The following is a 21,750-nucleotide window of genomic DNA, read 5'->3' as shown; positions in this document are numbered from 1 at the left end:
GCACCAGCGCACCCGATGCGCTCTGATCTCTGAATGGGAATCTGATTATCTTTTCCTTAAATTCACTCGATGTGTGCCGCCAACGTAACAACGTGTTCTGTAACCGTCGTTAACATAGGTTAAACCAGGACCATTCTTCGAACTCAATGAAAGGCCTGGTCCGCGACTCGCGCATTCGGCCCTTCCACTGACCTACCTTGCCCGTCCCCCCTTCCTTTGCTATCAATAGGTTGTTCACTGGCTGGCGGTAAGGAAAGATAATCACATGGAAAGCGGCTGCATCATCAAACACTTCGAGAGCTACGCCCCTATCTCCCGTTCGGAGGCAGACCTGCTGGCATCCCTCGAGAAGAACCCAAAAGAGTACGGCAAGAACAGCAATGTCTGGTGCCAGGGAGATACCCCTGGAGATTTCTACTCGCTGAAGCGGGGCTGGGCTTACTCTTTCAGAGACCTGGAAGACGGCACCCGTCAGGTGCTGGACATCTACGTGCCCGGTAATGTGATCGGCCTGAGGGACTATGCGTTCCGGAGCCGTGTATCCGGATTGAGGATGCTCACAGACGGAGTCCTGTGTGCTTTTCCCCGGTCTCGTCTGACAGAAGTCTTCGCGGAATCCTTGTTGCTTTGCAACATTTTTTTCACGATCGGATCACGAGATCAGGCCATCCTGATTGAGCGCCTGGTTAACCTGGGACGCCGGTCCGCGCGGGAAAAGGTTGCTCATTTCCTGGTTGAAACCGTCTATCGTGTGGACAGGACCGTTACCCAGCCAAACCAGCCACTACACCTACCCCTCACGCAGTCACTGATTGCCGACGCTCTTGGCCTTAGTGCCGTCCACGTAAACAGGGTGTTTCAGGAGCTCAAGGACGAGGGATTGGTTAGCTCGCCCAGCTCTGGGGTTCAGCTACAAGACCTGAAGCGTCTCAAGGAAATTGCAAGGTTCGACCCGACCTATCTCGAGGAAGATATCCAGGCTGCCATGGGCGAGGCTGGGCAATTCAGGCAGTTATAGACCAGGACCGTGCAAGCACCATCACCAGGCAAGAGACCCTTGAGATCGCTGCCTTCCATCCACGACGAAGTTACGCGGTATCCTTGACCTTGTGTTCGGCCAATTCTGCCTTGATGGCCTCAGGGATGGGAACAGACTTTTCATTTTCGTAATCGAAGTGAATCAGTGTCGCGACACCACGGGCGATCTGCTTGCCATTCTGCCAGGCCTCCTGAACCACCTGGAACGAGCTGTTACCAATGTTGCCCACGCCGGTTCTGATCTCAACGGGCATGTGCCAGTAACTCTGGGCCAACAGGTCGATCTCCAGCCGGGCAATGATCAGCGGCCAGGTTTTTACGTCCAGCGACGGGTGGAAAATCCGAAATATCGGAGTACGTCCCTGCTCGAACCAAACCGGCAGGGAGGTATTGCTGATATGACCAAGCGCGTCTGTATCACTGAATCGAGGCTGAATGTCGAGGGTAAACATGGGCATGTCCTGCTATGAAAGAGCGCAAACTATACACACAAATTTTGTCGCAAAAAAAATCCTGTGGCGTTAACCACAGGATTTTCCGCTAGTACTTTAGTCGCAGTTACTGCTCCACAAAAGCCCGCTCAATCACATAGTGGCCCATGTCGCCACCACGGGCTTCGCGAAAGCCCATGTTATCGAGAATGGCGCAGGTGTCCTTAAGCATGCTCGGGCTGCCACATATCATGAAGCGGTCCTGTTCCACGTCGAAGTCCGGCAGCCCCAGATCCCGGGTGATCTTGCCGGTTTCCATGGCATCGGTCAGCCGGCCCTGATTTCGGAAGAGCTCGCGGGTAACGGTGGGGTAATACACCAGTTTGCCACTGACCATTTCACCAAAGAACTCGTTTTCTGGCAGTTCTTCAATCTCTTGCTGGTACGCCAGCTCCGAGATGTAACGTACGCCGTGGGTCAGGATCACCTTGTCATAGGCTTCGTAAACTTCCGGATCCTTGATGATGCTCATGAACGGTGCCAGCCCGGTGCCGGTGCTGATCAGCCAGAGATTTCGGCCCGGCAGAAGATTGTCCAATACCAGCGTACCCGTTGGCTTGCGGCTGACCAGAATCTCGTCACCCACTTTGATCTGTTGCAGGCGCGAGGTCAGCGGGCCATCAGGAACTTTGATAGAGAAAAACTCCAGCTCTTCTTCATAGTTCGCACTGGCAATACTGTAGGCGCGCATCAACGGTTTGCCATCTGTCTCCAGACCGATCATTACAAAATGGCCGTTCTTGAAGCGGAAGCCGGGATCCCGACTGGTCTTGAAGCTGAACAGCGTATCGTTCCAGTGGTGCACACTGGTTACGGTTTCTTTCATCAGGTTGCTCATGGGAGCCCTCGCCTATTAACGTCAGTCCATCAGGAATTGGGAATAGTTTAACCTTTTGCTTGAAATCGACAAAACGGGCTGTTTTCATAAGGCTATTCGATTTTTCCGATAAACAGCTTCCACCGGAAGATGCCCTATGAAATACAGCTTTCGTCAGCTCGAAGTTTTCCTGGCCGCCGCCCATTTCCAGAACATCACCCGGGCTGCCGAATCCTTGGCCATGTCCCAGTCCGCCGCCAGCAGCGCCCTGAAAGAACTGGAGAGTCAGTTCGATATCCAGCTCTTCGACCGCGTGGGCAAGCGGCTGCAATTGAACGAACTCGGCCGACTCTACCGGCCCAAGGCAGAGTCCCTGCTGGCGCAGGCCACGGAACTGGAACAGGCCTTCAGTAAACATTCAGAAGTCGGCGCCCTGAAAGTCGGCGCTACCCTGACTATAGGGAACTATCTGGCCGTGGGCGTGATGGCCAAATACATGAATACCCCTACCCGCCCGAAGGTTTCACTGGAGGTGGCCAACACCAGCTCCATAGCCCGCCGGGTTCGGGACTTCGAACTGGATATCGGTCTGATTGAAGGCGAGCTACAGTCCCCGGAGCTGGAGGTAATTCCCTGGCGGGAAGACGAACTGACGGTATTCTGCTCTCCGTCACACCCCCTGGCCCGAAAACAGGCTCTGACCGACGAGGACCTTCGTCAGGCGGTCTGGATTATGAGGGAACCGGGATCTGGCACGCGGCAGAGCTTTGAACGGGGAATGCACGGCCTGTTGCCAGACCTCAACATCCTGCTGGAACTCGAACATACCGAGGCCATCAAACGGGCCGTAGAGGCCGATCTGGGCATCGGATGCCTGTCCAAAGTAGTCCTGGCCGACGCTTTCAAACGCGGTAGCCTGGTCCCCCTGAGCGTCCCCGACTATCGGAAATTCGACCGTCAGTTCTACTTCATTCTGCACAAACAGAAATACCGCAGCGCCGGAATCGCCCGCTGGATGTCACTTTGCCAGGAGCTTCAACCTGCCAGAACCGGGCCGCTGTGAAAGCGGAACTCGGAATCCGGAGATTCAATCAGCTTTTGCTCGATGGCCAGGAACTGCACAACGCGTTCATCCACCGGGCCACCATTGGCCTGCTCGGCCAGCGTCAGGTAATCCTGGTAATGACGTGCCTCGGATTTAAGCAGGCTGTTGTAGAACTCAGCCAGCTTTTCATCCAGCGAGGGAGCCAGGGCGGCAAAACGCTCACAGGATCTGGCCTCAATAATGGCGCCGACGATCAAGACATCGACCAGCCGCCCGGGATCCTCTGTTCGTACCGCTTCCCGCAGGCCGGCGGCATACCGTGCCGGTGACAGATGGGCATAGGTAACCCCCCGCTTATTCATGATCGCCAGTACCTGCTCGAAGTGCCTGAGTTCCTCACGTGCCAGACGCGACATCTTGTTGAGCAACTCGGTGTTGTCCACGTAACGGTACATCAGACTCAGCGCCGTGGACGCGGCCTTTTTTTCACAGTGCGCATGGTCGATCAGCAGCAGGTCCTGGTTTGCCAGGGCGCTGTCAATCCAGGTTTGCGGGGTACGGCACGGTAGGAAATCGTGAATTTCTTGCAGGGCGTCGTTCATATCGCGGTTCAGGCTGAAAATTCGGGAGGCCGGAGTATAGCGCACTTAACAGATTCCTCCGACCTCTGTCCAACTTAACTTTATAAGGGGTTTCCTATAGAATGCAGCGCCAGATCAAGGAGTCTCTGAATAAATCCTGAAACCCCATCAGTGATTTGAGGCGTTATTCAGAGGCTCCTGCGGCCTTTTCGCCAAAAAACTCCCGCCGGGCATCACGCCCACAGCGCGGAACATTCCAACTGATGAGGGTCCATATCGTGTTAGAAGCCTATCGTGAACACGTTGCCGAACGTGAAGCCCTGGGTATTCCTCCCAAGCCCCTGAACGCCGAGCAGACCGCCGCCCTGGTTGAGCTGCTGAAGAACCCGCCGGCCGGTGAAGAAGAAACCCTGGTTTACCTGCTGGAAAACCGCATTCCGCCGGGCGTAGACGAAGCTGCCTACGTTAAGGCTGCATTCCTGTCTGCCATCGCCAAGGGCGAGGCCACTTCCCCGCTGGTCAGCAAAGAATACGCCGTAAAGCTGCTGGGCATGATGCAGGGCGGTTACAATATCGAGACCCTGGTTGAGCTGCTGGACGACAGCGACCTGGCCGAGCTGGCCGGTGAGCAGCTGAAGAAAACCCTGCTCATGTTCGACGCCTTCAACGATGTGAAGGAAAAGATGGACGCAGGCAACGCCGTTGCCAAGTCCGTGGTTGAGTCCTGGGCCAACGCCGAGTGGTTCACCAACAAGAAGAAGGTTCCCGAGAGCACCAAAATGGTGGTGTTCAAGGTGACCGGCGAAACCAACACCGACGACCTGTCTCCGGCCCCGGATGCCTGGTCCCGCCCGGACATCCCGCTGCACGCCCGCGCTGCCTATAAAATGGAACGTGACGGCCTGAAGCCGGAAGAGCCCGGCGTAACTGGCCCGATGAGCCAGATCGACGAAATCAAATCCAAAGGCCTGCCCGTTGCCTTCGTTGGTGACGTAGTGGGTACCGGTTCTTCCCGTAAGTCTGCCACCAACTCTGTTCTGTGGTTCTTCGGTGAAGATATCCCGGGCGTGCCGAACAAGCGTGCCGGCGGTGTCTGTATCGGTAACAAGGTTGCCCCGATCTTCTTCAACACCATGGAAGATGCTGGCGCCCTGGTATTCGAGGCCCCGGTTGACAACATGAACATGGGCGACGTCATCGAAATCCGCCCGTACGAAGGCAAGATCCTGAACGAAGCCGGCGAAACCATCTCCGAGTTCAAGTTCAAATCTGATGTGATCCTGGACGAAGTTCAGGCCGGCGGCCGTATTCCGCTGATCATCGGCCGTGGTCTGACCAACAAGGCCCGCCAGGCTCTGGGCATGGGCGCTACCGACATTTTCCGTCTGCCGAAAGATCCTGAAGCTGGCGACAAGGGTTTCACCCTGGCCCAGAAGATGGTTGGCAAGGCTTGTGGTCTGCCGGAAGGCAAAGGCGTTCGTCCGAACACCTACTGTGAGCCGCACATGACGACCGTAGGCTCCCAGGACACCACTGGCCCAATGACCCGTGACGAGCTGAAAGACCTGGCGTGTCTGGGCTTCCAGGCAGACCTGGTGATGCAGTCCTTCTGTCACACCGCCGCTTATCCGAAGCCGGTTGACGTTGAAATGCAGCACACCCTGCCGGACTTCATCCGCACCCGTGGCGGTGTTTCCCTGCGTCCGGGCGACGGCATCATCCACTCCTGGCTGAACCGCATGCTGCTGCCGGACACCGTAGGTACCGGTGGTGACTCCCACACCCGTTTCCCGATGGGCATCTCCTTCCCGGCCGGTTCTGGCCTGGTGGCCTTTGCCGCTGCTACCGGCGTTATGCCGCTGGATATGCCGGAATCCGTTCTGGTTCGCTTCAAAGGCGAAATGCAGCCTGGCATCACCCTGCGTGACCTGGTACACGCCATCCCGCTGTACGGCATCAAGCAAGGCATGCTGACTGTTGAGAAGAAAGGCAAGATCAACGAATTCTCCGGCCGCATCCTGGAGATCGAAGGTCTGGAGCACCTGACTGTTGAGCAGGCATTCGAACTGTCTGACGCCTCTGCCGAGCGTTCCGCTGCCGGTTGTACCATCAACCTGTCGGAAGACTCCGTGGCTGAGTACCTGCGTTCCAACATCGTTATGCTGCGCTGGATGATTGCTGAAGGTTACGGCGATCCTCGTACCCTGGAGCGTCGCGCCCAGCAAATGGAAGAGTGGCTGAAAGATCCGAAGCTGATGCGTGCTGATAAAGACGCGGAATACGCCCACGTGATCGAAATCGATCTGGCTGACATCAAAGAGCCGATCGTGTGCTGCCCGAACGATCCGGACGATGCCAAGTTCCTGTCAGAAGTGGCTGGTGACAAGGTAGACGAAGTGTTCATCGGTTCCTGCATGACCAACATTGGTCATTTCCGTGCCGCTGGCAAGCTGCTGGAGCAACACAAGGGCGCCCTGAGCACCCGTCTGTGGATGTCTCCGCCCACCAAGATGGATCAGCAGCAACTGATGGAAGAAGGCTACTTCAACACCTACGGCACCGCCGGTGTTCGCACCGAGATGCCGGGCTGCTCCCTGTGCATGGGTAACCAGGCACGTGTAGCACCGAAGTCAACGGTTCTGTCTACCTCTACCCGTAACTTCCCGAACCGTCTGGGTGATGGTGCCAACGTGTACCTGACCTCCGCGGAACTGGCAGCTGTGGGCGCGGTACTGGGCAAACTCCCGACTCCGGCGGAGTACATGGAGTACGCCAAGGACCTGAACAGCATGTCCAAAGAGATCTACAAGTATCTCAACTTCGACCAGATGGAAGAGTACACCCAGAAGGCGTCTGAGGCTTCCGTAGCCTGAGATCTTCTGAGGTAGCCTACCTCTGATCTGAAAACGCCAGCCTTCGGGCTGGCGTTTTTTTTGGTCCTGACACACAAACCCATGACCAGCGACGCCCCATTATTCAAGGACAAAAAAAGGGCTCCCGAAGGAGCCCCTTATTCAGTGCAGGTGAATTATCACCGTTCGATGTGCTGGTACTCACCGGCATCAGAAGTGGCCAGAGTCACCACAACGATAGCGACAAACGCTGCAATGAAGCCCGGGATAATTTCGTACACACCGGGGCCACCCATGAACTCACCGTTCCAGCCCAGAGAGATCCAGATCATCACGGTGGCTGCACCCACAATCAGGCCAGCCAGTGCGCCTGCACCGTTGGTACGCGGCCAGGTCAGAGCCAGAATGATCAGCGGACCAAAGGCAGCACCGAAGCCCGCCCAGGCGTTACTGACCAGCCCCAGAACCTGGGAATCCGGATCAGACGCGATAAACGCTGCCACCAGGCCAACCGCCACAACACAGGCCCGGCCAACATTGACACACTCTTTATCCGTGGCTTCCTTACGCAGGAACAGACGGTAGAAGTCTTCGGTCAGCGAGGCGGAGGAAACCAGCAACTGACTGGAGATGGTACTCATGACTGCCGCCAGCAGCGCGGCGTACAGGAAACCGGTAATCAGCGGGTGGAACAGCAGATCTGACAGAACAATGAAAATGGTTTCCGGATCAGCAACGTCAAGGCCATTACGTACAGCGTAGGCACGGCCAAACACACCCAGCGCGATCGCGCCAATCAGGGAGATGCCCATCCAGGACATACCGATATTACGGGCAGTCCCTACCTCACCCACGGTACGGATAGCCATGAAACGTACGATGATGTGCGGCTGGCCGAAATAGCCGAGCCCCCAGGTAACCGCCGACAACCAGCCAATCACCGTGAGCCCTTCCGTCCACGACAGGAGCGTTGGATCCACACTGTTCAAGGTCTCGGAAGCCTGGGCGAAACCACCACCGCCTTCGCCGAACAGCACTACTGCAGGCATGATGACCAGAGCGAGCATCATGATGCAGCCCTGCACGAAGTCCGTCATGCTCACCGCGAGGAAGCCGCCAACAACGGTATACGCCAGCACCACACCCAGGGTGATCACAATACCGGCGGCGTAGTCGCTCATGCCACCGAAGTTAAAGATACCAGCGAAGGCGCTTTCAAACAGCTTGCCGCCGGCAACCAGGCCAGAGGCGGTATAAACCGCGAAGAACAGCACGATAACGATGGCGGATACTGTGCGCAGCGGCAGAGCCTTGGTTGGGAAACGGTTGGCCAGAAACGCCGGGATGGTGAGTGCATTGCCATAATGCACGGTCTGCTCCCGCAGCCGGGGTGCAACTACAACCCAGTTGATGAAAGCACCAACAAACAGGCCGATACCAATCCAGGCCGAGGCCAGACCGGTAACATAGAGGGCGCCGGGCAAACCCAGCAACAACCAGCCACTCATGTCTGATGCGCCGGCTGACAAAGCCGCAACTTTAGGACTGAGGGCACGGCCCCCCAGCATGTAATCCTCAGCAGTGGCTGATGATGTGCGCATGGCCCAGAGGCCAATTACGATCATCAGGGCGAAATACGCAAATAGACTGATCCAAACTCCAATAGCCATATGGCTCCTCCGGTTTTATGAGTCGGATAAGATCCGCTCGATTGGCACAACACCAGATCAAAGATCGGCACTGTGTGCCGTTTTTTTGTATGTCTCGGATTCGTCAGACCTGTAGCAAGAATCAACTTGCCGGGATTCCTCATTGAATATAGCTGATCGCCAGATCTTTGCGACCAGCCAGCTCAGCTCCGGAGCCTCGGTCCTCGGGCGATATAAATTAGTATTACTACGGATTCGAGGCTTACAAAATCCTACGATTATTTTGCAGAATCCTACGGGACTGACGTCAAAACCTACGAATCCGTGCCTGAATCAGGCCACATGTTCATTTAGCTGTAGCCTCGAGGGTGTAATACCCCGGTGTTTTCTGAGCGCGTTGGTCAGCGCACTTTGCGATGAAAAGCCCGTGCGATAACTGATTTCAGAAACCGAAAGCGAGGTCGAGGAAAGCAGCCCAACGGCCTGATCGAGGCGGGTCTGCAGCAGAAACTGATGCGGCGTGGTCCCGGTAACCTGACGAAAAATTTCGTGAAACCGGCTCACACTCAGGCATGCGACACCGGCCAGATCCTGAACGGTAATCTTGCGGTGAAGATTGCCGACGATATAGCGGCGGATGTCCTCGGGGTTGAGACTGTTTCTGTTACTGGAAACGGGGGGCCGGTCGACGATGCGCTCAGCCATGCAATGAAGAATACTGGCGGCGAGGTGCTGATGCAGCGCCCGGTTATCCGGTGAACGGTCGAATTCACCGGCGGCAAACTGGACCAACCCCTGAATACGGTTATCCATCTGTACCGTACGCGGCTTCTCAAACAGCCGCATCAGCTTGTCATAGTCCGAGTGCAGTGGTGTCGACAGTGCTGCGCAGAAGGGATCAACATTGATGACCAGCACGTGGTTTTGCTGATCACCACAATAATCGTGGCGCGCCTCTGTAGGTACCAGACAGGCTTTCCAGGTGTCGAGGCAGGCACCGGATCCATCAATGCTCAGCTCCGCCTGCCCGCGCACACCGACCACGATCTGGTGGTGTTCATGGTGATGCTGTTGGGCAGCCGTGGGTAGCTTCAAAAGTTTCGCGTTGAGCATTACTACTGAAAGCCGTTATCGAGAATGTTCCTCAATTAAAGCAGAACATTACAAAAAGTGCACGAAAACACCGGGATTCGCCAGCGATCTGTCTGCTGTCAGTCTGAAACCGGCAGTTTAGCCAATGCGGTCAGGAGGGCTGATACACTCTCGGATACCTGCTCGAGGGGTAAGGCGGCGTTTACCACATGGTAGCGCCCGGGCATTTCCGTCGCGCGCTCCAGATAGGTTTCCCGTATCCGCTGAAAAAATGCCTGCGCCTCCTGCTCAAACCGGTCAAGCTCACCGCGCTTTCGAGCACGAGCCATACCGGTTTCCACAGGCGCATCCAGCAGAATAACGTGGTCCGGACGCACCTCACCCTGAACCAGAGCCTCAAGCAACGCAATCCGTTCTCGGGCAACGCCACGACCACCACCCTGATAGGCGAAGGTGGCATCGGTAAACCGGTCACAGAGAACCCACTTACCGGCGGAAAGTGCCGGGAGGATTCTGTTATGGAGATGCTGAGCCCTGGCGGCAAACATCAGCAGCAGCTCGGTGGTTTCGTGTACTGACTCCTCTCTGGGGGCCAGCAACAGCTCACGGATGCTTTCTGCCATAGGGGTGCCACCTGGCTCACGGGTCACAATGTAATCAATACCAAGCCGTTCCAGGGTTTTCGCAGCGTTATCCAGCTGTGTCGACTTGCCAACCCCTTCGGTACCCTCGAATGTAATGAATCGCCCTCTGGCCAAAATCATTGCTCTCCGTTACTGCTGGTTTCAGAACCCGGGGCCGGGAATGAACGGTAATCTTCCCGGCGGTTCAGCTGGAACTCACGCACGGCTTTCTGGTGTTCGGCAAGCGTACGGGAAAACTTGTGGCTGCCATCCCCCCGGGCGACAAAGTACAAGGCATCGCCGTCTTCCGGATGCAACGCGGCATGAATGGATTCTCGTCCCGGTAACGCAATAGGCGTTGGCGGCAGGCCATCAATTCGATACGTGTTATAGGGCGTCCATGTACGAAGATCGCTGCGACCAATCCGGCCCCGATATTTGTCACCCATACCGTAAATAACCGTTGGGTCCGTCTGCAGGCGCATACCCTTCTGCAGGCGCCGGACGAAAACACCCGCCACCTGTTGTCGCTCGCCGGCCACTCCGGTTTCACGCTCCACAATCGACGCCATGATCAGTGCCTCATAGGCGTTGTCGTACGGAAGCCCTTCCTCACGGTTCTGCCATTCCTCCTCAAGAACCTCGGTCATGATGTTGTAGGCTCTTCTGAGAATATCGAGATCGGTTTCACCACCGTGAAACAGGTAGGTATCCGGGAAAAACCAGCCCTCGGGATGCTGCCCTTCGGCTCCCAGAGCCGTCATGATCTCCTCATCCGTCCAATCGGTGGTCTGCCTGGTGAGCCTGTCGGTGCGCGCCAGCGCTGCCCGCATCTCGGCAAAGGTCCAGCCCTCGATAAACTGCACGGACCAGAGCTTGACCTTGCCTTCTACCATCATGTTGATCATGTGGACCGGGGTCATACCGGAGGTGAACTCGTAGTCCCCAGCCTTGATCAGGGTCTGCTCCGGGTTCAGGCGCCCGTGAATCCGCAGCCAGAGCGGATCATCCACAAATCCTTGCGCAGCCAGCTCCCGCGCAACGCGACCAAACGCCGTGCCGGGCTCGACAGAAAACAGAGTCGGCTCGTCAAGGACAACCGGGGTCTCAAGTGTTTTCAAACCCTGCCAAAGCCAGAGACCACTGCCAGTAACCGCCAGAACAGCAAGAGCAACAATACCTACGAGTAGCTTTTTGAACACGCGCATCAATCCGGTCGCTTATGAGGATCACAAATTGTCGCAAGCCGGTTGCCCACAGGCAAATCAAGGCCCGCCAGATTGCGAACCGGAACAACTCCAAGCACGCTGTTGGTCAGGTACAGACCCTGGCATTCGCGGCCCAGCAGGTCATCCACCTGCAGCTCACATTCCCGGAAAGGCTCACCCGCGGCATGCAGGCATTCGATCACTTTTCGGCGCATCACACCGGAAACCGCCAACGAGGCCGCCGGAGGCGTTCTCCAACCATCTGGGCCATGCAGAAATAAATTGGTCCGGGTACCTTCAACCACATGCCCTGCCGCGTTGGTCATCAGCAACTCAAATGTTGGATCCTTCATTTCCCGGGCCGCCATAACCTGCTCCAGCCGATTGAGGCTCTTGATGCCAGACAGGAGTGGATTGACCGTCAACGGTACCCGGGAGAAGTCCACCATGACCCCGGTTTCGGGCGGCAGCGGAGGAAGAACGGAATGGAACAGATACAGATGAGGGCTGACATCAGCTGCCGGCCGATACCCGCGGCCACCGCTGCCACGGGTTACCACCAGCTTGAGCACCCAGTGGCTGCCGCCATGAATGGCCCCATAGCGCTGCATTGCGCCGGCAACCGCAGACTCAAGTTCGGGCCGACTCAGAGAAATACCCAGGCGCCCGGCATCCCGCACCAACCGGTCAAGGTGATAGACCAGCAAAGGCGCGGAATCCACGTTCACCCTGATGGTTTCGAACAGGCCATCTCCATATGCCAGCCCCCGGTCACCAGGGAGCAGGCAGTCGTCGTCTGCCCAGTAGAGCTTCAACACCCGGGCTCAACCCTCGTAGCGGCTGACGATCAGGGTCCCGTTGGTGCCGCCAAAGCCGAACGAATTCGACAGCGCGACCTTCACATCGGCATCTCTGGATTTGTGCGCCACAAAGTCCAGATCACAACCTTCATCCGGATGATCAAGGTTGATGGTGGGCGGCAACACCCCGTCCCGGACTGCCAACACCGAGAATATAGCCTCAACGGCACCCGCGGCGCCCAGCAGATGTCCGGTCATGGATTTGGTGCTGCTCATGGCCAATCTTTCCGCATGGCGGCCAAACACCGATTTGACTGCAGCCACCTCAGCCACATCGCCAACCTGAGTAGAGGTTCCATGGGCATTGATGTATCCGACCAGATCCGGGCTGATGCCGGCATCGCGGATGGCATTTCGCATGGAGCGCGCCGCGCCCTCACCATCGGCCGGGGGGGCCGTGATGTGATGGGCGTCATCGCTCATGCCAAAGCCGATGACTTCGCCGTAAATGGTTGCTCCTCGCGCCCTGGCGTGTTCCAGCTCTTCCAGAACCACAACGCCGGCGCCATCACTGAGTACAAAGCCGTCACGGTCACGATCCCAGGGGCGACTGGCCTTTTCCGGCTCATCATTGCGGGTCGACAGGGCACGGGCGGAGGAAAACGCCGCCACGCCGCTGCGTGTGGTCGCCATTTCAGAGCCGCCGGCCAGCATGACATCGGCATCGCCGTAGGCGATAGTTCTGGCGGCATAGCCGATATTGTGTGTTCCGGTGGTACAGGCGGTCACGATCGCAATATTCGGCCCCTTGTAGCCGAAACGGATCGCCGCATTTCCGGAAATCATATTGATGACGGATGCCGGCACAAAAAACGGCGAAACCTTGCGCGGGCCGGCCTTATCCATCTGAAGAACGTTCTTTTCGATGTATTCCAGGCCACCGATACCTGAACCTATGGCAATCCCTACCCGCTCCTTGTCGAGCTTGCTGTATTGCTCAAGGCCGCTGTCATCTACCGCCTGCTGCGCTGCAATCAGACCATAGTGAATAAAGGCATCCAGCTTTCGTGCTTCCTTGCTGGACAACCAGGGCTCGATATCAAGATCCTTGACGGCACCACCAATGCGAGTGGTGTACTCGGATGCGTCAAAGCGATCAATCAGTCCGATGCCACTGCGCCCGGCACGAATGGCCTCCCAGGAAGACGTCACATCATTCCCCACCGGAGAAAGCATCCCCATTCCCGTGATGACAACCCGTCGCTTGCTCATATCCCCAATCACCCGATTGTTCCGTGTCTGATGGTTCACTGCTGGCCAATGTCCGGCCAATAAAAAAGCCGTCCTTCAATAAGCCCAAAGGACGGCTTTTGCCTGGCTATCTGATTCGCAGGGTATCAGGTGTGCGCGACAATGTAGTCGATCGCGTCCTGAACGGTGCCCAGCTTTTCGGCCTCTTCGTCAGGAATCTCGGTCTCGAATTCCTCTTCCAGGGCCATAACCAGCTCAACAGTGTCCAGTGAGTCAGCGCCAAGATCCTCTACAAAAGAAGATGTGTTCTGAACTTCGGACTCTTTCACGCCCAACTGCTCACAAACAATCTTCTTAACGCGCTCTTCAACTGTACTCATAATGTCCTCACTTTATGTGTCAACCAAGCAACTCTATGGCTGCCAGTTTAGTTTAAACCCCACCTGCAAACAAGCAGGGATTCTGTCAAACATGTTGTGCGACAAGGGGTTGCACACCAGCCCGGAACGGACTTAACCCATGTACATGCCGCCATTCACATGAATGGTTTCTCCGGTTACGTAAGCGGCGCCGTCCGATGCCAGGAAAGCCACCACAGCGGCAACCTCCTCCGGCGACCCCAGGCGACCAGCCGGTATGATTTCCAGCATAGCCTCACGCTGCTTATCGTCCAGTTTTTTGGTCATGTCTGTGTCAATAAAACCCGGTGCCACGCAGTTCGCCGTGATACCGCGGTTAGACATTTCCTTGGCCAGGCTACGGGTAAAACCCTCAACACCGGCCTTCGCCGCACAGTAATTGCCCTGCCCGGGATTTCCCATACCAGCAACCACTGAGCTGATATTGATGATTCTGCCCCAACGGGCTTTCGCCATACCACGCAATACCGCCTTGCTGGTGCGATAGACGCTGGACAGGTTGGTTTCCAGAACCTCAGCCCAGTCATCGTCTTTCAAGCGCATCAGAAGGTTATCACGGGTGATGCCGGCATTATTGACCAGAATCAGCGGCGCACCCGATTGCTCGGCAAGCTGCTTGAGGCCAGTCTCGATGCTCTCGGGCTCTGCCACATTCATAACAATGCCATAGCCACTGAAACCCGCTTCTTTCAGGCCATCGGTAATGGCCTGGGCCCCCTCGGCACTGGTCGCGGTACCCACTACTTCGGCTCCCTGCCGGGCAAGTTCATGAGCAATGGCTTTGCCAATGCCTCGACTGGCGCCGGTTACCAATGCAACTTTGCCTTCCAAAGACATAATTCACTCCGTGTAATCAGGACTGACCAAAGGCCTTGAGGGCTTCAGCCAGAGAATCAGGACTCTCGATGCCGTGGACCGGCAGAGAACGATCGATACGTTTGATCAAACCGGCCAGCACCTTGCCGGCGCCACACTCAACAGCCACACCCACCCCTTCGGTAGACAGCCGCTGTACCGAGTTTGTCCACAGCACCGGTGAGTATAGCTGCTTGAGCAGATTAGCTTTCAGCACCTCTGCATCCCTTGCCGGCTCAGCATTGACATTCTGGACAACGGGAATGACAGCATCGTTAAACCGAATATCCTCAAGGGCTTCAGCCAACTGTTCCGCCGCTCCCTTCATGAGTGCACAGTGGGAGGGAACTGAAACCGGCAACGGCATGGCCTTACGAGCGCCTTTTGCTTTGCAGGCTTCAATGGCCCTTTCAACGGCCGCTGCGCTACCGGCAATAACCACCTGGCCCGGCGCGTTAAAGTTCACTGCGGCAACCACATCACCCTCAGCAGACTCCTCACAGGCCGACACCACATCCGAGTCCTCAAGACCCAGAATGGCCGCCATACGCCCCTGCCCTTCAGGCACGGCATCCTGCATCAGTTCACCGCGCAGCTGAACCAGCTTTACAGCTTCAATAAAATCCAGGCTTTCCGCCGCCACCAGGGCGCTGTATTCACCCAGGCTGTGGCCAGCAACAAAATCCGGCCGGGGGCCGTCAGATACACACCACTGCCGCCACAGCGCAACACTTGCGGTCAGCAGAGCAGGCTGAGTAACCATGGTTTTATTGAGCTCTTCGGCGGGGCCATGCTGGCAAAGATGCCACAGGTCATAGCCGAGAACGTTGGACGCCTCGTCAAACGTTTCGGTGATCATCGGCCACGCTTCAGCGGCAGCAGATAACATGCCGAGTGACTGGGAGCCTTGTCCGGGAAAAACAAACGCTGATTTCATAAGCGGAATCTTATCGTCATTGAAGGGTTACTGAAGATTAGCCAATAGTACAATCAGGGCCAATTATCCGCGAATAAGAGCCGGGATGCGGGACGACTTTAGTCGCGCTCCCGATAACGAGGAGGGATCATAACATCAGATCATCGAGTCTTTCGTTGATCCTTCGTGGCACTTCCAGCTGAACTTCACGAACTGCCTGCCGGATCGCCGCCAGCATCGCCCGCTCATTGGCATTGCCGTGGCTCTTGATGACCACACCCTGCAATCCGAGCAGACTGGCGCCATTGTGCCGGGAAGGGTCCATCAATTGCAGAAGTCGCCCGATAATCGGCCGGGCCAGCAAGCCTACAAAACGACCGTACATGGAGCGTGTGAATGCCTGTTCCAGTAATTCGATCAGCAGGCCGGCAACCCCCTCTCCGGTCTTGAGGGCTATATTGCCCACGAAACCATCGCACACTACAACATCGGCGACATCGCGAAAAAGGTCACTTCCCTCGACATAACCGATGTAGTTGATAGTGTCGCACTGGGCCAACATGTGTGATGCGAGCCGGACCTGTTCATTACCCTTGATCTCTTCCTCACCGACATTCAGCAGCGCCACCCGTGGCTCAGACTGGCGGCAGATAGCGGATGCCATCAGGGACCCCATCAGGGCGTACTGGTAAAGATTCTCCGCTGTGGAATCGACGTTGGCCCCAAGATCCAGGACATGACAACGGCCACGCAGAGAGGGGATCAGCTTTGCGATGGCAGGACGTTCAATCCCGGGATACATTCGAATGATCGAGCGACCGAATGCCATCAGCGCACCGGTATTTCCGGCACTGACACAGCCCTGCGCTTCTCCGTCCCGCACGAGACTGAGCGCAATGGCCATAGAGGAGTTTTTCTTGTGGCGGAGGGCATGGGAAGGCCGCTCGTTCATACGAACGACGTCGGCAGCCTCAACAATTCGAATACGAGCATGCCCCTCATGCAACAAAGCCTCGAGCTCGCTCCGGATTCCCACCAGAACAAGACTCAAGGCCTCGTTTTCACGTACTGCTTCCAGCGCAGCATGGACGACAACCGCGGCACCGCGATCACCGCTCATAGCATCAATGGCAATGGTGACCGGCGTGTTCACCACTCGTCCATGCGGCACAGGTCAGAAGAAATCCCCGACGAATTACTCGTCGCGAGCCTCAACTACCTGTTTGCCACGGTAGAAACCGTCTGGAGATACGTGATGGCGACGATGAACTTCACCAGTTGTTGCGTCGGTAGACAGAGCAGCAGCACTCAGTGCGTCGTGTGAACGGCGCATGCCACGCTTTGAACGAGTTTTGCGATTTTGCTGTACAGCCATGGTTATGCTCCTGACCTATTTTCGAATACGTTAATGCTTTGTCGTCTTAAGTCCCGCCAGTACACTGAACGGGTTCTCTTTTCTTTGCTCTGTCTCGGGCTCTTCGGTAGCCTCGGGCACTTCGAGCGCTTCAAGATCTTCTTTTGCCGGACACTCTTCCCGCTCGTGGAGCGGAAATGGCGGCAGCACCAGAAGCAACTCGTCTTCCACCATTGCCCAGAGATCGGCGTTGAAATCTTCTACCAGAAATGGTTCCAACGCTTTCGGCAACCGCTGCGCCTGCTCATCACTGATGACCAGACCGAGATCAAAACGGGATTCCAGAGTCACCTGCATGTCACCCATGCAGCGCTGGCATTCCAGAATGACCGGCGCAGACAACTCGCCCGACACTATCCGGCGACGCTCCCCATCCCGATAGAAAGACAGCTTTACGCTGCACTCACCATCTTCCGGCAGTCCCGGCACAGCTTCACGAAAACGAGAAAGCCCCTTGAAAGGAATTACCCCTTCAAGCGTTGTGTTCTGCTCTGCCAACTTGTTTGGGTCGACAGATCTGGGCAGTTCGACGATCGGCGCTTTGGACATAGGCGCGCAATTTTAGGGGCGAGACCAGCCTCTGTCAAAGACTTAATCGACTTTCTGCCGGGCCTTTCGCCCGGAATAGGGGTATTTTACGATATGAGCCCCAAAGAACTCCCATATCCAACCGACCGGACCTGAAACCCCATGCTTCCTCCCAAGCTGCTACTGGCCTCTTCCTCACCCTACCGCAAGCAATTGCTGGCCCGGCTCGACCTCGCGTTCGACACTGCCAGCCCCGACATTGACGAAACCCCCATTCCAGGAGAAGCAGCCGAAGCCCTGGCCGTCCGGCTTGCAGAAAGCAAAGCAAAAGCTCTCGCCCCGCGCTTTCCGGACCATATCATCATCGGCTCCGACCAGGTGGCGGCATTACCGGATGGCAGCCTGCTGAGCAAACCCGGCCACTACGACACAGCAAAACAGCAATTGATGCGAAGCAGTGGCAACCGGGTTCGCTTTCTCACCGGCCTGGCCGTTCTGGATACCCGAAGCGGCAACCTTCAAACGCACTGCGAACCGTTTGAGGTGCATTTCAGGGACTTACAGGAAGAGGAAATTGAAGGTTACCTGCAGAAAGAGCAGCCTTACGACTGCGCGGGCAGCTTCAAGATGGAAGGTCTTGGCATCGCCCTGTTCAGCCGCCTTCAGGGCGACGACCCCAACAGCCTGATCGGCCTGCCGCTGATTGCGCTCACCCGTATACTGAGAGAACTGGGCATCAATCCATTGCTGGACTGATGCCCGAGGCAACTTATCGGAGCTCCAGTCGTGACTCCATCAACCGGGTTGCGACACCTTCACCAACGGCCACCCCCAGCTGATCCACAAACTCCTGAAAAGGAGAGCGGCTGCGACTGTAATCGACAAGCTCCTCTTCGCCCACCAACTGGCGCGCGACCCAGGATGAACTGCCCAGACCATCTACAAGTCCCAGCTCTACCGCCTGCTCACCACTCCAGACCAGACCACTGAACAGCCGGGGATCATCCGCAAGGCGATCGCCCCGCCCCTGTCTGACCGCTTCAATGAACTGCTTATGGGTGTTTTCAAGCACGCCTTGCCAGAACGCAACCTCTTCCTCCTGCTCCGGCGAGAACGGGTCCAGGAAAGCCTTGTTGTCGCCTGCGGTATAAAGACGACGATCCACGCCAATCTTTTCCATCGCCTCAGTGAAGCCAAAACCACCGGCCACTACACCAATCGATCCGACCAGACTGGCCCGGTTGGCGTATATCTCATCGGCTGCTGCGGCAATGTAATAAGCGCCCGATGCGCCAATATCAGAAATCACCGCGTAGATCTTCTTGTCGGGATACTCCTCCCTCAACCGCTTGATCTCATCATAGACATAGCCGGACTGCACCGGACTGCCACCCGGGCTATTAATCCGCAGCACAACCGCCTTCGAGCTCTCGGCCTCAAACGCGGCACGCAATGCCCCGACCAGGTTATCTGCGCTGGCCAGCTCATCAGCAGCAATTGGGCCATTCACCTCTACCAGCGCGGTATGGCTCCCCACTGTGGCCCCGACGCCTTCTCCGAAGGGAGCACGAATCATGAACAGCAGCGCAAACAGATATCCGAACGTGAGCAGCTTGAAGAAAATACCCCAACGACGGCTGCGCCGCTGCTCCGCCTGCAAGGACATCACCAGCTTTTCGATCAGACGCCAATCACGCCCCGTCTCCGGCGGCATCGACGGCTTCCTGCCGCCAAACAAGCCACCTCGGGCGCCCCGGGCTTCTGGCTCAACGGGCTTGTCACCCCACTCCGACTGCTTATCCGAATCCCACTCGCTCATCCGTATTCCTTACTTGCAACGTCCTACTGTTAGCGCAGACCCAACACCTTCCGGAGGTCCGCCACTGAATTCACCACTGCATGGGGATCATAGGTCTCAAGTACATCCCGTTTGTGCACCCCCCATTCCACACCGATGGAGGGCATACCAATACGCTGAGCCATCTCCAGATCGTAACGGGTATCGCCAATCATCACAGCCTCTTCCGGTTCATAGCCGTAGAACGCCAGAATTTCCTCCAGCATCAACGGATGCGGCTTGGACCGGGTTTCATCCGCACAGCGGGTGGTATCAAAACGGGCTCCCAGACCACTGGAGGTCAACGCCAATTCAAGGCCCCGCCGACTCTTGCCCGTCGCCACCGAACACCCGCGCCCGGCCCCCCGGAGATCGGCAACCACATCTGCCATGCCGTCGAACACATTCTGGGGCGTGGTCACCTTCTTGAAGAAGTAACCGGCATAACCTTCACGAATACGAACCATCTCTTCACGGCTCAGACCAGGATACAACTTCTCCAGCGCCTCAATCATGCCCAGACCAATAATATCGCGATAGGCCTCCCGCTCCAGCTCCGGATACCCCAGCTCCGTTGCTGCCTGGTGCAGGCTGTCAGCGATATGGTCCACTGAATCAATCAGCGTTCCGTCCCAGTCAAAAATAACGACTTTTACCTTCATTAAGACCGCTTCCCGCTTCGCTTGGTCAATTCTTCGAGCACCCCGGAAAAGGGCCCGTCGTATACTGCTTCCAGCCGCATGGGCTCGCCCGAACCCGGAAGCGAAAACTCAAGAGCCCTGGCGTGCAACATCAAGCGCTGCCCACCAATGGCCCGGAAAGCTTTCAGGCTCGCATCATCCATATACTTGTCATCGCCCGCAATCGGATGACCCGCCCAGGCACTGTGTACCCGAATCTGGTGAGTCCTGCCGGTCACCGGCGATGCCTCAACAAGACTATACCCCTGAAATCGCTGCAAACAGGTAAACAAAGTCAGGGAACTTTTGCCCTCCTCACTGACCCGAACCCGACGCTCGCCATTAGGCATCTCAAAACGCAACAGTGGCTCAGTAACACGATCAACATTTTCCGGCCAACTGCCGACCACCAGAGCGTGGTAATACTTGCGAATCCGCTTCTGCCGCAGCTCATCCTGCAAAAACCGCAAAGCAGAACGCTTTTTAGCCACCATTACCAGACCAGACGTATCGCGATCCAGACGATGAACCAACTCCAGGAACCTGGCTTCCGGCCGGGCCGACCGCAACACTTCAATCAAACCGAAACTCAGTCCGCTTCCGCCATGAACCGCTATACCGGAGGGCTTGTTCACCACCAGCATTTCATCGTTTTCGAAAACGACCGCAGCCTCCATAACCCCCTGCACCCGACTGCCGGGCTTGGGCTGCTCCGCCCTGGCCTGCTGCACCAGCGGCGGAATTCTGACCACATCCCCCGGATTAAGACGGGTATCAGGCTTTACACGCCCCTTGTTTACCCGCACCTCACCCTTTCTGACAATGCGGTAGACAATGCTTTTGGGCACCCCCCGCAATCGTGCAAGCAGGAAATTATCCACCCGCTGCCCTGCCATATCCTCATCAACGGTAATCCACTGAACCTCTGTCGCCACCTTCCCCGGAGCACGCTCAGACCCCGCTTTGACAGCAGATTTTCCGACACCACGGGCTTTGTCCGTGGCAGGGCGACGACCCTTTGTCTTACGGGAATCGGGGGAGCGCGACATGTAAACCCTTGCGTTGATGAATTGCGGCATCGTATGGCCGCCCCAGCATACCGGGACGGACGCAACTGAGGAGTTGCCTGCCCACGCCGTACCTGTTATATTCCGGCGTGCTCTGCCGTTTGTCTACGGCCTGACGAACTCTGGTCAGAAGCCGGAGCGGCAGCAGTATACCGATACTGATTAAGAGTTTGAACGCTGCAAAACCAATCATTAACGGATGCAGCGGGAAACAGACTCCCGGAATCACAGGCCAGACCGAGAAAGGCTGTTACCTGCTCCGGGAGAGGAAAACCGACTGGAAAACCGTCGGGCGACATCGCGAAGAATCATTGCCACGCAAACCCGGGCCGTCCAGCAAACCAATACGACGTGAGACCCAGGGGTTTGTGTGAACCTGAAACGGATATTATGCGTCAACAGACTCTCACCCTATTCGACCTCGACCTGCCCACCGGCAGGCGGGATGTCGGCGGTGGTCTCAGACACCCAGGATTGCACCCCATAAGGGTATGATCCGTCTGGCCGCCGGCCTGCCTGCTGTAAAGGGCCCGCGGCACGCACATCCTGCTTCGCTGATGCGAATCCCCCCGGTTTTCTGTCACCAA

At 56.7% G+C, this 21,750-nt stretch carries 22 protein-coding genes; 4 read left to right on the top strand and 18 right to left on the bottom strand.

What is annotated here, in order from left to right; translation table 11 throughout:
* Positions 1 to 265 precede the first annotated feature (265 nt).
* Positions 266 to 1,018, top strand: coding sequence for a Crp/Fnr family transcriptional regulator (locus MARHY_RS06935; protein ID WP_014421146.1), 753 nt, complete (start codon positions 266 to 268; stop codon positions 1,016 to 1,018).
* Positions 1,019 to 1,088: 70 nt separating this feature from the next.
* Here the strand turns inward: MARHY_RS06935 and MARHY_RS06930 are convergent, their stop codons facing one another.
* Complete coding sequence (locus MARHY_RS06930; protein WP_014421145.1) at positions 1,089 to 1,490, bottom strand: acyl-CoA thioesterase; 402 nt, start codon at positions 1,488 to 1,490, stop codon at positions 1,089 to 1,091.
* Between the two features lie 106 nt (positions 1,491 to 1,596).
* Positions 1,597 to 2,367: a ferredoxin--NADP reductase gene (locus tag MARHY_RS06925; RefSeq protein WP_014421144.1), complete on the bottom strand. Its 771-nt coding sequence runs from the start codon at positions 2,365 to 2,367 to the stop codon at positions 1,597 to 1,599.
* A gap of 136 nt (positions 2,368 to 2,503) precedes the next feature.
* Between MARHY_RS06925 and MARHY_RS06920 the strand changes: the two genes are divergently transcribed.
* The gene (locus MARHY_RS06920) at positions 2,504 to 3,409 is read left to right on the top strand and encodes a LysR family transcriptional regulator (RefSeq protein ID WP_014421143.1); all 906 of its coding nucleotides are present in this window, start codon (positions 2,504 to 2,506) and stop codon (positions 3,407 to 3,409) included.
* On the opposite strand, the gene MARHY_RS06915 is transcribed toward MARHY_RS06920, so the two are convergent.
* Positions 3,382 to 3,993, bottom strand: a complete 612-nt coding sequence (locus MARHY_RS06915) for a MiaE family protein (RefSeq protein ID WP_041655475.1) — start codon at positions 3,991 to 3,993, stop codon at positions 3,382 to 3,384. The genes MARHY_RS06920 and MARHY_RS06915 overlap by 28 nt on opposite strands.
* Before the next feature lie 257 nt (positions 3,994 to 4,250).
* Between MARHY_RS06915 and acnB the strand changes: the two genes are divergently transcribed.
* Positions 4,251 to 6,845, top strand: a complete 2,595-nt coding sequence (gene acnB / locus MARHY_RS06910) for a bifunctional aconitate hydratase 2/2-methylisocitrate dehydratase (protein WP_041655473.1) — start codon at positions 4,251 to 4,253, stop codon at positions 6,843 to 6,845.
* A 158-nt stretch (positions 6,846 to 7,003) separates the two neighbouring features.
* Here the strand turns inward: acnB and putP are convergent, their stop codons facing one another.
* The 12 genes from putP to MARHY_RS06850 form a co-directional block, all read right to left on the bottom strand.
* Complete coding sequence (gene putP / locus MARHY_RS06905; RefSeq protein WP_011785336.1) at positions 7,004 to 8,494, bottom strand: sodium/proline symporter PutP; 1,491 nt, start codon at positions 8,492 to 8,494, stop codon at positions 7,004 to 7,006.
* A gap of 312 nt (positions 8,495 to 8,806) precedes the next feature.
* A complete protein-coding gene (locus MARHY_RS06900; RefSeq protein WP_011785337.1) occupies positions 8,807 to 9,586 on the bottom strand; it encodes an AraC family transcriptional regulator in 780 nt (259 codons plus the stop codon).
* Positions 9,587 to 9,684: 98 nt separating this feature from the next.
* Positions 9,685 to 10,329: a dTMP kinase gene (tmk, locus tag MARHY_RS06895; RefSeq protein ID WP_014421140.1), complete on the bottom strand. Its 645-nt coding sequence runs from the start codon at positions 10,327 to 10,329 to the stop codon at positions 9,685 to 9,687.
* Positions 10,326 to 11,396 carry an endolytic transglycosylase MltG gene (gene mltG / locus MARHY_RS06890; protein WP_014421139.1) on the bottom strand — a complete coding sequence of 357 codons (1,071 nt, stop codon included), beginning with the start codon at positions 11,394 to 11,396 and terminating at the stop codon, positions 10,326 to 10,328. Before mltG ends, tmk begins: the two co-directional genes overlap by 4 nt.
* On the bottom strand, positions 11,396 to 12,214 hold the full coding sequence (gene pabC / locus MARHY_RS06885) for an aminodeoxychorismate lyase (RefSeq protein WP_014421138.1): 819 nt from the start codon (positions 12,212 to 12,214) through the stop codon (positions 11,396 to 11,398). Before pabC ends, mltG begins: the two co-directional genes overlap by 1 nt.
* Positions 12,215 to 12,220: 6 nt before the next feature.
* A complete protein-coding gene (gene fabF / locus MARHY_RS06880) occupies positions 12,221 to 13,468 on the bottom strand; it encodes a beta-ketoacyl-ACP synthase II (RefSeq protein WP_041655471.1) in 1,248 nt (415 codons plus the stop codon).
* Between the two features lie 125 nt (positions 13,469 to 13,593).
* A complete protein-coding gene (acpP, locus tag MARHY_RS06875; RefSeq protein WP_008938713.1) occupies positions 13,594 to 13,827 on the bottom strand; it encodes an acyl carrier protein in 234 nt (77 codons plus the stop codon).
* A gap of 132 nt (positions 13,828 to 13,959) precedes the next feature.
* Positions 13,960 to 14,703 (bottom strand): 3-oxoacyl-ACP reductase FabG, encoded by a 744-nt coding sequence (gene fabG, locus MARHY_RS06870; protein WP_014421136.1) that lies wholly within the window; start codon positions 14,701 to 14,703, stop codon positions 13,960 to 13,962.
* A 16-nt stretch (positions 14,704 to 14,719) separates the two neighbouring features.
* Positions 14,720 to 15,658: an ACP S-malonyltransferase gene (gene fabD / locus MARHY_RS06865; protein ID WP_014421135.1), complete on the bottom strand. Its 939-nt coding sequence runs from the start codon at positions 15,656 to 15,658 to the stop codon at positions 14,720 to 14,722.
* Positions 15,659 to 15,785: 127 nt separating this feature from the next.
* Complete coding sequence (gene plsX, locus MARHY_RS06860; protein WP_014421134.1) at positions 15,786 to 16,790, bottom strand: phosphate acyltransferase PlsX; 1,005 nt, start codon at positions 16,788 to 16,790, stop codon at positions 15,786 to 15,788.
* A gap of 42 nt (positions 16,791 to 16,832) precedes the next feature.
* Complete coding sequence (rpmF, locus tag MARHY_RS06855; protein ID WP_011785345.1) at positions 16,833 to 17,012, bottom strand: 50S ribosomal protein L32; 180 nt, start codon at positions 17,010 to 17,012, stop codon at positions 16,833 to 16,835.
* Positions 17,013 to 17,042: 30 nt separating this feature from the next.
* Positions 17,043 to 17,600, bottom strand: coding sequence for a YceD family protein (locus MARHY_RS06850; protein WP_014421133.1), 558 nt, complete (start codon positions 17,598 to 17,600; stop codon positions 17,043 to 17,045).
* Positions 17,601 to 17,741: 141 nt separating this feature from the next.
* Between MARHY_RS06850 and MARHY_RS06845 the strand changes: the two genes are divergently transcribed.
* Positions 17,742 to 18,335, top strand: coding sequence for a Maf family protein (locus tag MARHY_RS06845; RefSeq protein ID WP_014421132.1), 594 nt, complete (start codon positions 17,742 to 17,744; stop codon positions 18,333 to 18,335).
* Between the two features lie 13 nt (positions 18,336 to 18,348).
* Here the strand turns inward: MARHY_RS06845 and MARHY_RS06840 are convergent, their stop codons facing one another.
* From MARHY_RS06840 to rluC, 3 genes are read right to left on the bottom strand one after another with little or no spacing between them, the layout of a single operon-like run.
* Positions 18,349 to 19,398 (bottom strand): S49 family peptidase, encoded by a 1,050-nt coding sequence (locus tag MARHY_RS06840; protein ID WP_014421131.1) that lies wholly within the window; start codon positions 19,396 to 19,398, stop codon positions 18,349 to 18,351.
* Positions 19,399 to 19,427: 29 nt separating this feature from the next.
* Entirely contained in the window at positions 19,428 to 20,078 is a 651-nt protein-coding gene (locus MARHY_RS06835; RefSeq protein ID WP_014421130.1) for an HAD family hydrolase, read from the bottom strand.
* Entirely contained in the window at positions 20,078 to 21,145 is a 1,068-nt protein-coding gene (gene rluC / locus MARHY_RS06830) for a 23S rRNA pseudouridine(955/2504/2580) synthase RluC (RefSeq protein ID WP_014421129.1), read from the bottom strand. The genes MARHY_RS06835 and rluC overlap by 1 nt, the downstream gene beginning before the upstream one ends.
* Positions 21,146 to 21,750: the final 605 nt, after the last annotated feature.

Origin of the sequence: Marinobacter nauticus ATCC 49840, from assembly GCF_000284615.1 — a bacterium.
In the GTDB taxonomy this organism is placed as follows: Bacteria; Pseudomonadota; Gammaproteobacteria; order Pseudomonadales; family Oleiphilaceae; genus Marinobacter; species Marinobacter nauticus.
The sequence above is the reverse complement of the archived record's forward strand: the minus strand, read 5'-3'. Positions and strand labels throughout refer to the sequence as shown.

Bases quoted from the DNA above. Each gene is read 5' to 3' on its own strand.
- MARHY_RS06935 (WP_014421146.1), top strand. From the start codon at position 266: ATGGAAAGCGGCTGCATCATCAAACACTTCGAGAGCTACGCCCCTATC.
- MARHY_RS06930 (WP_014421145.1), bottom strand. From the start codon at position 1,490: ATGTTTACCCTCGACATTCAGCCTCGATTCAGTGATACAGACGCGCTT.
- MARHY_RS06925 (WP_014421144.1), bottom strand. From the start codon at position 2,367: ATGAGCAACCTGATGAAAGAAACCGTAACCAGTGTGCACCACTGGAAC.
- MARHY_RS06920 (WP_014421143.1), top strand. From the start codon at position 2,504: ATGAAATACAGCTTTCGTCAGCTCGAAGTTTTCCTGGCCGCCGCCCAT.
- MARHY_RS06915 (WP_041655475.1), bottom strand. From the start codon at position 3,993: ATGAACGACGCCCTGCAAGAAATTCACGATTTCCTACCGTGCCGTACC.
- putP (WP_011785336.1), bottom strand. From the start codon at position 8,494: ATGGCTATTGGAGTTTGGATCAGTCTATTTGCGTATTTCGCCCTGATG.
- MARHY_RS06900 (WP_011785337.1), bottom strand. From the start codon at position 9,586: ATGCTCAACGCGAAACTTTTGAAGCTACCCACGGCTGCCCAACAGCAT.
- tmk (WP_014421140.1), bottom strand. From the start codon at position 10,329: ATGATTTTGGCCAGAGGGCGATTCATTACATTCGAGGGTACCGAAGGG.
- mltG (WP_014421139.1), bottom strand. From the start codon at position 11,396: ATGCGCGTGTTCAAAAAGCTACTCGTAGGTATTGTTGCTCTTGCTGTT.
- fabF (WP_041655471.1), bottom strand. From the start codon at position 13,468: ATGAGCAAGCGACGGGTTGTCATCACGGGAATGGGGATGCTTTCTCCG.
- acpP (WP_008938713.1), bottom strand. From the start codon at position 13,827: ATGAGTACAGTTGAAGAGCGCGTTAAGAAGATTGTTTGTGAGCAGTTG.
- fabG (WP_014421136.1), bottom strand. From the start codon at position 14,703: ATGTCTTTGGAAGGCAAAGTTGCATTGGTAACCGGCGCCAGTCGAGGC.
- fabD (WP_014421135.1), bottom strand. From the start codon at position 15,658: ATGAAATCAGCGTTTGTTTTTCCCGGACAAGGCTCCCAGTCACTCGGC.
- rpmF (WP_011785345.1), bottom strand. From the start codon at position 17,012: ATGGCTGTACAGCAAAATCGCAAAACTCGTTCAAAGCGTGGCATGCGC.
- MARHY_RS06850 (WP_014421133.1), bottom strand. From the start codon at position 17,600: ATGTCCAAAGCGCCGATCGTCGAACTGCCCAGATCTGTCGACCCAAAC.
- MARHY_RS06845 (WP_014421132.1), top strand. From the start codon at position 17,742: ATGCTTCCTCCCAAGCTGCTACTGGCCTCTTCCTCACCCTACCGCAAG.
- MARHY_RS06840 (WP_014421131.1), bottom strand. From the start codon at position 19,398: ATGAGCGAGTGGGATTCGGATAAGCAGTCGGAGTGGGGTGACAAGCCC.
- MARHY_RS06835 (WP_014421130.1), bottom strand. From the start codon at position 20,078: ATGAAGGTAAAAGTCGTTATTTTTGACTGGGACGGAACGCTGATTGAT.
- rluC (WP_014421129.1), bottom strand. From the start codon at position 21,145: ATGTCGCGCTCCCCCGATTCCCGTAAGACAAAGGGTCGTCGCCCTGCC.